The sequence below is a fragment of the Planotetraspora silvatica genome (assembly GCF_016863315.1).
In the GTDB taxonomy this organism is placed as follows: domain Bacteria; phylum Actinomycetota; class Actinomycetes; order Streptosporangiales; family Streptosporangiaceae; genus Planotetraspora; species Planotetraspora silvatica.
In genome coordinates this window covers 70,307-81,725 of the sequence record NZ_BOOQ01000037.1, presented here as the reverse complement: position 1 = coordinate 81,725, position 11,419 = coordinate 70,307, and the positions used below count along the sequence as shown (strand labels likewise).

General features: G+C 71.1%; 11 protein-coding genes. 7 read left to right on the top strand and 4 right to left on the bottom strand.

Going from position 1 to position 11,419, the window contains the following annotated elements; translation table 11 throughout:
• Window positions 1–21 precede the first annotated feature (21 nt).
• Entirely contained in the window at window positions 22–2,157 is a 2,136-nt protein-coding gene (locus tag Psi02_RS26705) for an adenylate/guanylate cyclase domain-containing protein (RefSeq protein ID WP_239095175.1), read from the top strand.
• Window positions 2,154–2,819, top strand: coding sequence for a Crp/Fnr family transcriptional regulator (locus Psi02_RS26700; protein ID WP_308442273.1), 666 nt, complete (start codon window positions 2,154–2,156; stop codon window positions 2,817–2,819). The genes Psi02_RS26705 and Psi02_RS26700 overlap by 4 nt, the downstream gene beginning before the upstream one ends.
• 7 nt (window positions 2,820–2,826) lie before the next feature.
• Here Psi02_RS26700 and Psi02_RS26695 read toward each other — a convergent pair whose 3' ends face one another.
• Window positions 2,827–3,507, bottom strand: coding sequence for a pentapeptide repeat-containing protein (locus Psi02_RS26695; RefSeq protein WP_203978409.1), 681 nt, complete (start codon window positions 3,505–3,507; stop codon window positions 2,827–2,829).
• Between the two features lie 79 nt (window positions 3,508–3,586).
• Here Psi02_RS26695 and Psi02_RS26690 point away from each other — a divergent pair, with 79 nt between their 5' ends.
• The gene (locus tag Psi02_RS26690; RefSeq protein ID WP_203978408.1) at window positions 3,587–5,038 is read left to right on the top strand and encodes an MFS transporter; all 1,452 of its coding nucleotides are present in this window, start codon (window positions 3,587–3,589) and stop codon (window positions 5,036–5,038) included.
• Here the strand turns inward: Psi02_RS26690 and Psi02_RS26685 are convergent.
• Entirely contained in the window at window positions 4,945–5,637 is a 693-nt protein-coding gene (locus tag Psi02_RS26685) for a TetR family transcriptional regulator (protein WP_203978407.1), read from the bottom strand. The two genes, Psi02_RS26690 and Psi02_RS26685, sit on opposite strands and share 94 nt — an antisense overlap.
• Before the next feature lie 122 nt (window positions 5,638–5,759).
• Between Psi02_RS26685 and Psi02_RS26680 the strand changes: the two genes are divergently transcribed.
• Window positions 5,760–7,190: an MFS transporter gene (locus tag Psi02_RS26680; RefSeq protein ID WP_239095174.1), complete on the top strand. Its 1,431-nt coding sequence runs from the start codon at window positions 5,760–5,762 to the stop codon at window positions 7,188–7,190.
• A 22-nt stretch (window positions 7,191–7,212) separates the two neighbouring features.
• Window positions 7,213–7,650 carry a sterol carrier family protein gene (locus Psi02_RS26675; protein ID WP_203978406.1) on the top strand — a complete coding sequence of 146 codons (438 nt, stop codon included), beginning with the start codon at window positions 7,213–7,215 and terminating at the stop codon, window positions 7,648–7,650.
• An 11-nt stretch (window positions 7,651–7,661) separates the two neighbouring features.
• Here the strand turns inward: Psi02_RS26675 and Psi02_RS26670 are convergent, their stop codons facing one another.
• Window positions 7,662–8,333 carry a hypothetical protein gene (locus tag Psi02_RS26670; protein ID WP_203978405.1) on the bottom strand — a complete coding sequence of 224 codons (672 nt, stop codon included), beginning with the start codon at window positions 8,331–8,333 and terminating at the stop codon, window positions 7,662–7,664.
• Window positions 8,334–8,499: 166 nt separating this feature from the next.
• Here Psi02_RS26670 and purF point away from each other — a divergent pair, with 166 nt between their 5' ends.
• Together purF and purM are read left to right on the top strand one after the other, a co-directional pair.
• On the top strand, window positions 8,500–9,975 hold the full coding sequence (gene purF, locus Psi02_RS26665) for an amidophosphoribosyltransferase (RefSeq protein WP_203978404.1): 1,476 nt from the start codon (window positions 8,500–8,502) through the stop codon (window positions 9,973–9,975).
• On the top strand, window positions 9,972–10,997 hold the full coding sequence (gene purM / locus Psi02_RS26660; protein ID WP_203978403.1) for a phosphoribosylformylglycinamidine cyclo-ligase: 1,026 nt from the start codon (window positions 9,972–9,974) through the stop codon (window positions 10,995–10,997). The genes purF and purM overlap by 4 nt, the downstream gene beginning before the upstream one ends.
• 174 nt (window positions 10,998–11,171) lie before the next feature.
• On the opposite strand, the gene Psi02_RS26655 is transcribed toward purM, so the two are convergent.
• Complete coding sequence (locus Psi02_RS26655; RefSeq protein ID WP_203956491.1) at window positions 11,172–11,408, bottom strand: DUF3073 domain-containing protein; 237 nt, start codon at window positions 11,406–11,408, stop codon at window positions 11,172–11,174.
• Between the last annotated feature and the right edge of the window lie 11 nt (window positions 11,409–11,419).

The window sequence follows — 11,419 nt, the reverse complement described above, 5'->3', positions numbered from 1 at the left end:
GAGCGACCGTGGAGGACACCGTTGCGGCCCGACGACACGCCCACCGACACGGCCACCGACTCGACGACTCGCGGGACGGCACGGCGAACGGCGGTGACGCGCGAGCCCTACCTTCCCCCGGCGACGCAGCCGATCAGGGCGGTCGTGTGGGCCATCCACCTGGTCCTTCCACTCCTCGGCCTGTGGCTGCTCCTGGCCCAGCCCGCCCTCGACATCGAATGGCATGACAATCCCAGCCATTTCGCGCTCATCCTCGTCGTGGCCGGCGTCAACGTGGTTCTGGGCGGCCTCATCGCCCGCGCGTCCGCACGGCGCGGCGACGCGCGGTTGTTGCTGGTGTCCCTGGTCTTCCTCAGCAGCGCGGGCTTCTTCCTCCTTCACGGGCTGACCACGCCGGGGATCTTCATCGGCCTCACCCTCGGCTTCGAACTGGCCCAGCCCGTCGGCCTGACGATCGCCTCCGCCTTCGCCTTCGTGTCCGCCCTGCCCCTGGGAGCGGGCGCCGCGCGAACCGTCCTCCGCTACCAGGCCGTGCTGTGGGCGGGCCTCATGGCCGCGTTGACGGCCTTCGGGCTCGCGTGCCTGGTGCCCGGTCTCACGCCGCTGAGCGGGCCGCTGCCGCCCCATGGCGCGGGGCTGGGGCCGTACGCGCTCATCGGCGTCGGGCTCTACACGGCGTCGGCGGTCATGATGTTCCGGCTGCACCGCCGGCGGCCCGCGGCGGTCCTGATCAGCCTCATCACGGCGTACGCCCTGCTGGCGGAGGCGATGGTCGCCGGGATGTCCCACCGCCTGTGGCACCTGTCGTGGTGGGAGTGGCACCTGCTGCTGACGTTCGCCTTCCTCTTCGTCGCCTACAGCGCCTACCTCCAGTTCCGCCGCGAGGGCGCGGCCGGCGGCCTGTTCGACGCCGTGGCGCTGTCGGCGACCGCACGCCGTGTGCAGGCGCAGTACGAGGAGGCGCTGGAGGAACTCGTCGGGCACCTGCGCCGCAGGACCGAGTCGGGCGTCCCCGTCGTCACCCGGCTGGCGGGACGCTTCCGGCTGACCGAGGGCCAGGCGGCGGTGCTCGACCGGGCCGGAGCCGCGCTGGCCGCCGAGCGCGACCTGTCGGAACGGCTCGGCGCGCTGGTCGACGTGGGCCGCCAGACCCGTGTCGGGCTTCCGGAGCCCGATCTGCTCGCCGCCATCCTCGACCGGGTACGGCAGGCCTACGGGGACGTCCGACTGAGTCTCATGCGGGACGGCCGCCTCACCCTGTACGGCGCCGGCCCGCCAGAACCGCCGCACACCGCCCGGGCCCTCGCGGAGGGCCGGGTGGTCAGAGCGGACGGGCGGGCCGTCCATCCGGTGACCGTCAAGGGCAGGCTCGCCGGAGCCCTGTCCGTCCCGGCGGGGACGACGGCCCAGGACGAGGCGCTGGCGGCCGCCCTGGCCGGTCAGGTGTCCATCTCCCTGGAGAACGCACGGCTCTACCGCGAACTGAACACCCTGTTCCGGCAGTACATGTCGCCCGACGTGGCGGAGTCCCTGCTGGCCGACCCCGGCCAGGCCGCGCTCGGCGGCAGCCTCGTCGAGGTGACGGCGTTGTTCGCCGACCTGCGCGGGTTCACCGCCTTCTCCGAGCGGGTCGCCCCCGGCGAGATCGTCGAGATGCTCAACCGCTACCACTCGGCGGCCGTGCCGTGCGTGCTCGGCAACGGCGGCACGATCGTGCAGTTCGTCGGCGACGCGTTGCTCGCCCTGTTCAACGCCCCCGCGCGTCAGGAGGACCACGCGGCGAAGGCCGTACGGGCCGCGCTGGAGATGCAGGACGCGGCCGCCGAGGTGTCACGGCAGGTGGCGGCCGAACAGGCGGCGGGGCGCATCCCCGCGGTGGAGTGGCCGACGTTCCGCGTCGGCGTGAACACGGGCCCGGCCCTCGTCGGCAACATCGGCAGCCCGGAGTTCCGCGGCTTCAACGCGATGGGCGACGCGGTCAACGTGGCGGCCAGGCTCCAGGCGCTGGCCGAGCCGGGGACCGTGGTGATCGGGCAGCCCACCCGCGACCTGATCGGACCGGCTCATGTCGTGCCGCTCGGCGACCTGTCGCTGAAGGGGAAGGTGCGGACCGTCCGGGCCTACCGCCTGGTCGCGCTCGAATGGAGGAACGAGTGATCAGTCCGGAGCCGGGAGAGTTCCTCGACCTGCTGACCGCTGAGGAGATCGACGACCTGCGGGCGGCGGGGCGTACCCGCGGCTGGGAGCGCGGGGCGACCGTGATGAACGAGGGCGAGACGGCCGACTGGGTCCTCGTGCTCACCTCAGGCCGGGTCAAGGTGTCCTCCCACACCGAGAGCGGAACCGAGGTCGTCCTGGCCATACGCGGCCCGGGAGCGCTTCTGGGCGACATGTCGGCGCTCGACGGCCATCCGCGGTCAGGCACGGTTACGGCCCTGGAGCCCGTCGAGGGGATCGTGGTCGGCGACTTCCCCGGTTTCCTGAATCGGCACGGCCGCGTGGCGGTGCTGCTCATGCGGCTCATCGTGGCGCGGTTGCGGGACGCCGACCGCAAGCGGGTCGAGTACGGCGCCTACGACACCACGGGACGCGTCGCGACCAGGCTCGTCGAGCTCGCCGAGCGGTACGGCGAGCCGGTCGACGGCGGAGTCCGGGTGGCCCTGCCGCTTTCGCAGGACGAGCTGGCCGGCTGGACCGGCGCGTCCCGCGAGGCGGTCAGCAAGGCGCTGCGCACGCTCAGGGACCGCGGCCTGATCGAGACGGGCCGCCTCCGGGTGGTCGTCCACGACCTCGAAGAGCTCCGGAGGCACGCCCGTTAGCGACCGGTCATGAGGCGTCCTCGATCGTGATGCCCATGGCTCCGGCCAGGCTGTGGACGAGCCCCCACGCGTCCGAGCTCCTGATGATCGCCCCCCTGAGGCTGGTGACCCCGGCGATGCCCGCCAGCGTGCAGTCCGCGAACCTCGTGCCCGCCATCTTGGCGTTGGAGAACTGCGCGCCGGTCAGGTCGCACCGCTCGAACCGGGCCCCGCGCAGGTCCGCGTCCTGGAAGTTGGCCTCCAGGAGCGTGCAGTCGCGGAAGACGACGGTGCGGAAGGACGAGAACCTGAATCCCGCCAGGTCGGCCCTGCAGGTGTCGAAGACCACGTCGTGGAAGGCGCACTCCGACCAGGCCGCGCCCGTCAGCCGGCTGGCCGACACCACCGCCCGGTGGGCGGACGAGCTGCGGACCCTCATGTTCGACAGGTCGCAGCGGTCCAGCTCGACGTCGGTGAGCTCGGCCCGGTGCATCTCGGTGCCCGCGAAGGCCGTGTCGACGAAGCGGCAGCCCTCGAACTCTGCCGTGCGCGCACGCCGCGACGACAGGTCGATGCTCTTGAAGTGCATCGCGCGGTAGGCCCCGTCGTTCTCGAGATCGTGCTCGGGGAGCCCGGCGACGGTGAGGGAGACGGGCACCTTCGGGGCCGCCGGCTCCTTCTGCTTGCGCCTCGAGGTAGGGGTGGACATGCGGCCGGAGGGTGGCAGCTCACGTCCACGCCTGTCAAGCGACCGGGCGGCCGGTGATCAGCAGGGCACAATCGACGGCATGGCCGTCGTCCCCCCGCAGCCGGGTTCCCCCGAATACGCCCGTGCCCTGCGTTACGCCTGGCGGGTCACCTCGGTCACCGGGCTCGGCCTCGTGCTCATCGGCATGAGCGCCAGCACGCTCAACGTCGCGCTTCCCGAGGTCGTGCGGAACTTCGACGCGGGGCCGCTCGCGTCGAGCTGGATCCTGCTGGCGAATCTGCTGGCGAGCACGACCACGCTGGTCCTGTTCGGCAGGGTGGCCGACCTGCTGGGCAGGCGGGAGGTCTACCTCCTCGGGTTCGCCCTGTACACGGCGGCGTCCCTGCTCGCCGGGCTCGCCCCCGACGTGGGAGTGCTCATCGCCATGCGTGCCGTCCAGGGCCTGGGCGCGGCGATGATCCTCGCCAACGGCACCGTCATCATCACCGACGCCTTCCCGGCCGATCGGCTGAGCCAGGGGATGGGCGTCTACATAGGGACGTTGTCGGTGGCCCAGCTCATGGGACCGACACTGGGCGGCCTGATCGCCGACACGCTGGGCTGGCGCTGGATCTTCTGGGTCAACGTGCCGCCGGGGCTGGCCGCGCTCGTGTGGGGCGCCCTGATGCTCAGGAAGGTCCCCCGCAGCCGCCGGGAGCCGGTGGACGTGCTCGGGAACCTGATCGTGTTCGCCGCCCTCTCCGCGGCGCTGATCGCGATCAGCCAGGGCGACCTGCTGCCCGGCCTCCTCGCGGCCGCGCTCGTTCCCGTGCTCGTGCTGGTGGAGCGGCGGGCGAGCCATCCCGTGCTCGACCTGACGCTCCTCGGCGGCCGGATGCTCGCCTTCGCCAACCTCGCCTCGCTCTGCAACGCGCTGGCGCGGGCGTCCCTGATCCTGCTGGCCGGCCTGTACTTCCAGGCGGCCCGCGGCGTGGACGCGCTGACCGCCGGGCTCGGCGTGCTGCCCGTCCCGATCGGGATGACGCTGGCCTCCCCCATCGCCGGCGCGCTCGGCCGCAGGACGAGCCCCGCCGTCCTCGCCATCGGCGGGGCCGCGGCCTCCGCCGCCGGCCTCCTCGTCCTGGCCCTGTCCGCCGGTACGGCCACGCCGTACTGGGTGATCGGGATCGGGCTCTTCGTCGCCGGGTGCGGCAGCGGGACCTTCCTCACGGGCAACACCACCCAGGTGATGAGCGCGCTGCCTCCAGGAAGCCTCGGAGTCGTGAACGGGTTCCGGCTCATGTTCATGAACGTCGGCGTCGTGCTCAGCGTGGCCACGACGCTGAGCGTGCTCACCGCCTCGGTCGCGCCGGAGTTGCGCCGCCAGGTGTACGCCGGGACCCTGTCCAGGGTGTCCCCCGTCGCCCTCCAGCAGCTCATGACGGGGTTCCGGCGGACCTATCTGGTGCTGCTCGGAGTGGCCGTACTCGGCGTCCTCTGCGCCGCCGTCGCCTCGATGCCGGAGAGCAGGAGGTCGACCCCGAAGGCGTAGTAGTGCTCGACGTCCCGCTCGGCCTCGAAGGTCTTTCCGAACGCCACCATGCTGGGGAACCGGTCCTGGGGCAGCGACTCGAGAGCGAGCCGCTTCTGCCGGCGCCATTCCACGGCCTCGCCCGCGTTCAGGGTCCGCGGGCAGCCGGGATCGTCGCCCACCAGCGCGAGGACTCCGTGGAGCAGGTGGGACGAGATCAGGAAGCCCTCCTCCAGCGTGAATCCCGCCTGGCTGAGAAGCGTGAGGGCGGTCTCCGTGGCGAGGGTGAAGCTGCTCACCTGCTCCTTGTGGATCATCGGGAACACCCCGACCATCGAGGGATGCCTCCGCAGGACGCGGACGAGCGCCTCGACCATCGCCCGGAGCCGGACGTTCCACGGGGACGCGGGATCGAAATCCGGCGTCACCTCGGCGAGCACGTGATCGGCCACCGCGTGGAGCAGTAGCTCCTTGTTCTTGAAATGCCAGTAGAGCGCCATCGGCGTGACGCCCAGCTCCTGCGCGAGACGTCTGATCGTGACGGTCTCGAGCCCCTCGTCGTCGGCGAGCTCGAGTGCCTTCTCGATCACGGTCAGTCGGGTCAGTTTCTCCGGTGCCATAGGCCGTCCAGTCCTCTTCCTCGCGGCGCTTGACAACTATACGCCGTACAAGGTCTCCTATTCACCGTACATGTACGACGTACAGGTACCGCGTATAAGTGTTGTGCCGAGAGGGGATCCCAATGACCGGACGATGGTGGGCGCTGGTCGCGGTGGCGCTCGCGACATTCATGACCTATCTGGACAACAACGTGGTCAACGTGGCGCTGCCGACCATCCAGCGCGACCTCGGGCTGACCATGTCGGGGCTGGAATGGATCGTGAGCGCCTACATCCTGGTGTTCGCGGGACTGCTGCTCGTGGGCGGACGACTGGCCGACGTGCTGGGCCTACGGACGATGTTCTTCGCCGGGCTCACGATCTTCACGCTCGCCTCCGTCGCGGCCGGTCTCGCCGGCGGCCAGGAGACGCTGATCGCGGCGAGAGCCGTACAGGGTGTGGGGGCCGCGCTGCTCGCCCCGACCTCGCTGGCCCTCCTGCCGGCGATCTTCCCCGACCCGCGCGAGCGTGGCATGGCCGTCGGCATCTGGAGCGCCGTCGGCGCGCTGGCGCTGGCCGTGGGCCCGCTCACCGGCGGCTTCCTGAGCGAGAACGCCCACTGGGGGTGGATCTTCCTCATCAACGCGCCCATCGGCGTCGTCACCGCGGTCATCGGACTGCGGTCCATCCGGGTGCGGCGCGGTTCCGCGGCACGTTCCGGCCTCGACCTGCCGGGCCTGGTCGCGTCCGCGCTGACCCTTTTCGCCCTGACCTACGCGCTGATCGAGGGGGAGTCGCGCGGCTGGTCGTCGGCGCCCATCCTGGGGTCCTTCGCGGTGGCCGCGGTCGCGGCCGTCGCCTTCCTGACCATCGAGTCCCGTACGGCCCGGCCCATGATCGACCTCACTCTCTTCCGGGAGCGGATCTTCAGCGGGGGCCTGCTCTCCATGGGGTTGTGGTCGTTCGGCGTGTTCGGCATCTACTTCTTCACCGCGCTCTACCTCCAGAGCGCGCTGGGCTTCACCCCCATCCAGGCCGGCGCGGGCTTCGTGCCGATGGCCCTGCTGATGGCGGTCATCGCGACCCTCTCGCCCCGGATCGCGGACCGCTTCGGCACCGCCCGCACGGTCGCCGCGGGACTCGGGCTGATGGCCGTCGCGATCGGCGGCCTGTCCAGCGTGGGAGAGGGCGACGGATACCTCAACCTGCTCCCCTGGTTCCTCCTCTACGGAGCCGGCGCCGGGCTGCTCGTCCCGCTGACCAACGTGGTGCTCAACACGATGCCCACCGCCAGGGCGGGCGTCGCGTCCGGTGTGCTCAACGTCTCACGGGAGGTGTTCGGCCTGCTCGGGATCACGATCCTCGGCGCCATCCTCAGCGCGCGGGAGAACGTCGCCACGGGAGCCCCCCTCCACCGGTTCCTGGACGCCTACCAGTTCACCCTGGTGATCGCGGCCGCCATCGTCCTCGTGGGCGTCCCCGTCAGCCTGTACGCGCTGCGGCACAGCCGTACGGCGGGAACCCCGGCGGCCGGGGCCGAAGCCGAGCCCGCGGTCCCCGAAGTGGTCGCCTGACCGTTTGCACGACAATGGGCGGATGCCACGCAGACTGGACCCCGCACAGGCAAGAGCGGCACTCGACGCCCAGCTCGTCGATCTCGGGCGGCCGCGGTTCGAAGGTCCCGACGACGCCGTCGCCGACACGTGCGTGCGGGTCGTCCTCGGGGCCTACGAGGCGGGACTGACGCCGCTCAAGGAGGCCGCCCGCTTCGCCGTACGGAATCTGCTGGAACGGCTCGTCGCCCGGGCACCCGGACGGACGGTGGAGGTCCGGGTGCCGCCCTATGCGGCCGTGCAGTGCGTGGAAGGGCCCCGGCACACGCGCGGAACCCCTCCGAACGTCATCGAGACCGATCCCGCCACCTGGCTGGAGCTCGCGACCGGCGGGCTCTCGTGGCCCGACGCCGTCGCGGCGGGGAGGGTCTCGGCCAGCGGATCACGCGCCGATCTCTCGGAGCATCTCCCGCTGATGTGATCCTTCGGCGATCAGACGGCGTTCTCCGGCTGGGTGCCGCCCAGCTTCTCCTCGACGCACCGCTGGGCCGCCTCCTGACTCGGGTAGAGCGAGGGGTCGAAGCACTCGCCGAGGTTCTTGCTGTGGTACCAGTTGTAGATCAGGACCCCGGCGATCAGGCCCAGCAGCAGGGTGAGCGCGCTCAGGCAGAGCCCGACGATCGCCCTGCGCTTGTTGGACCGCTTGGTGATCGCGATGATGCCGACGATGATGCCGGCGATCGCGGTGAGCGTTCCGACGCCGCAGACGAGCAGCAACACGAGGCTGACGATGCCGAGGACGAGCGCCGCGGTTCCGAGCCCGCCGCCTGACGGCTGGTGCTGCCACGGACCCCCCGGTGGCGGGGCCTGCCAGGGGCCGCCGCCACCCGGAGGAGGCCAGGCGCCGCCACTGGGCGGCCACCCCCCGCCACCCGGCGGCTGTCCGGGCGGCGGCTGCCCAGGACCGTGACCGCCGGGCGGTGGAGGCTGCCAGGGGCCTCCGCCTCCGGGCGCCTCCCAGGACGGCCCGCCAGGCGTCCCTGAGCCCCCTGGCGGCGTCTCGCCGCGTGGCCCTGCCCCCTCGGAGAGCCGGGCGTCGCGTGGATCGCTTCTGGGACTCTCCGGGGAGCTCGGGGTCTGGTCGTGGTCATCGAGTGCCGCCACGGTCGCTGTGTCCCCCACCTCAATATCTGGGCATGCCGAAAGCCCTAGGTTTCCGGGAATCGGGGCGTTGAACAGGCGTGACACGGCAAAGCGCCATCGATCGTTCACCCGTGACTTCGCCACCCGCGTGTCCGAGCAGCATCGGGGCCGACCTAGACTCAAGTACGTGTTGAAGGGCGACGGCCGTCTCGGCCATGACCTCGACCCCAGGGATCGTGCACCTCAAGACGCCTGTGGCGTATTCGGTGTGTGGGCTCCCGGGGAGGACGTCTCCAAACTCACCTACTACGGCTTGTACGCGCTGCAGCACCGGGGCCAGGAGTCCGCGGGCATCGCAGTGAGCGAGGGCAGCCGCATTCTCGTGTACAAGGACATGGGCCTGGTGGCCCAGGTCTTCGACGAGTCGATCCTCGGGACGCTGCGCGGCCACCTGGCCATCGGGCACTGCCGCTACTCCACGACCGGATCGAGCGTCTGGGAGAACGCACAGCCCACGCTGAGCTCCTCCGAGGGCAATGGTCTCGCGCTCGCCCACAACGGCAACCTGATCAACACCGCCGAGCTCTCCGCTCGGCTTCCCGCGGGCACGATCAAGGCCACGACCGACACCGAGGTGCTGACCGCCCTGCTGGCGCAGGACGGCTCCCGCCCGGTGGAGGACGTCGCCGCGGAGCTGTTCCCCGAGGTCAAGGGCGCCTACTCGCTGGTGTGGATGAACGAGACCACCTTGTTCGCCGCCCGCGATCCCCAGGGCATCCGTCCTCTGGTGCTCGGCCGGCTGGCAGGCGTGTCGGGCCCCTCCGGTCCGGCGGCTCAGGAGAAGACCGGCTGGGTGGTCGCCTCGGAGACGGCGGCGCTGGACATCGTGGGCGCCTCGTTCGTCCGCGAGATCGAGCCCGGCGAACTGCTGACGATCGACGAGCGCGGCGTGCGGTCGCGCCGGTTCGCGGCTCCCGAGCCCAAGGGCTGCCTGTTCGAGTACGTCTACCTCGCGCGGCCCGACACCACGATCGCCGGGCGTGGCGTGCAGGCGACGCGGGTCGAGGTGGGCCGCGCCCTGGCGCGGGAACACCCCGTCGACGCCGACCTCGTGATCCCGACGCCCGAGTCGGGCACGCCCGCCGCCATCGGCTACGCCGAACAGAGCGGCATCCCCTACGGCCAGGGCCTGGTGAAGAACTCCTACGTCGGCCGGACGTTCATCCAGCCGTCGCAGACCATCCGGCAACTCGGCATCCGCCTCAAGCTGAACCCGCTCCGCGAGGTCATCGAGGGCAAGCGGCTGGTCGTCGTCGACGACTCCATCGTCCGCGGCAACACCCAGCGGGCGATCGTCAAGATGCTCCGCGAGGCCGGCGCCCTCGAGGTCCATGTACGGATCTCCTCGCCGCCTGTGGCCTGGCCCTGCTTCTACGGGATCGACTTCGCCACCAGGGCCGAGCTGATCGCCGGCTCGCTGTCGGTGGAGGAGATCCGCACCTCGCTCGGGGCCGACTCCCTCGGCTACATCTCGCTCGACGGGCTCACCCGCGCGACCACGATCCCCGCGGACCGGCTCTGCCGCGCCTGCTTCAACGGCCAGTACCCCATCGCGATCGACCAGGATCGGGTCGGAAAATACGTCCTGGAGGCCCAGCGATGACGAGCTACGCCGCCGCCGGCGTCGACATCGACGCGGGCGAGCGGGCCGTCGAGCTGATGAAGTCGCGGGTGGCCCGCTCGCACCGTCCCGAGGTCGTCCATGACGTCAGCGGTTTCGCGGGACTCTTCGACGCCTCGGCGTTCCTCCGCTATCGCCGGCCGCTCCTCGCCACCTCGACGGACGGCGTGGGGACCAAGGTCATGCTGGCCCAGCGACTCGGCAAGCACGACACCATCGGCATCGACCTCGTGGGCATGGTCGTCGACGACCTCGTCGTCTGCGGGGCCGAGCCCCTGTTCATGACCGACTACATCGCCTGCGGCAAGGTCGTCCCCGAGCGCATCGCCGACATCGTCGGCGGCGTGGCCGAGGGATGCCGCCTCGCGGGGTGCGCCCTCATCGGCGGGGAGACCGCCGAGCATCCGGGGGCGATGGGGCCGGACGAATACGATCTGGCCGGCGCGGGGACCGGGGTCGTCGAGGCCTCCGAACTGCTGGGGCCCGACCGCGTGAAGCCGGGCGACGTCGTGCTCGCACTGGCGTCGAGCGGGATCCACTCGAACGGGTACTCCCTGGTCAGGCATGTCATCGCGAGCGCCGGGCTGGGCCTCGACCAAGAGATCCCCGAGCTGTCGCGAACGCTGGGCGAGGAACTGCTCGAGCCCACCCGCGTCTACGCTCTCGACTGCCTGGCCCTCATCCGCGAGGCGGAGGTGCACGCCTTCGCGCACATCACCGGCGGAGGCCTGGCGGCCAACCTGGCCCGGTCGCTTCCCCCGACGGCCGACGCGTTGCTCGACCGCGGCTCCTGGACCCCTCCGGCGATCTTCGGTGTCCTGGCCGGCCACGGCGCGGTGCCGCAGGCCGAGATGGACAAGACGTTCAACCTCGGCGTGGGAATGTGCGCGATCGTCCCGGCCGAGGAGGCCGACAGGGCGACGGCGCTGCTCTCCGGGCGCGGAGTGCCGACCTGGGTGCTCGGCGAGATCGTCGAAGGTTCCGGCGAGGCCCGGTTCGCCTGATCACGATTGATCACGAGCTGACATGACCGGCACGACGAAACCGCGTCCCTGGCACGTGTGCCGGGGCACTGCCCTAGACGTGTGCCCAGGCACGGTGCCCGGCTCCGCACAGGACGAAGGCACCCGGCGGGAAGGTTCTCCCGCCGGGTGTCTCACCTGGCATTCAGAGCGGAATCAACGGCGGCCGGAGCGACCGCTGTCGCCGTCATCCTCGTCATCGTCGACGTCCGCATAATCGGCATAGCGATCAGCCAGCTCGTCGTAAGGGTCATGCTCGTCGCTGTGGCCGGAATCGTCCTCATCCACGACTCCGAGCTCCGCGCGCAGGCGCTCAAGATCCGTGCCGCCGCTGTTGTACTTCAGCTGGCGGGCGACCTTGACCTGCTTGGCCTTGGCTCGGCCGCGCCCCATTGGCTCGACCC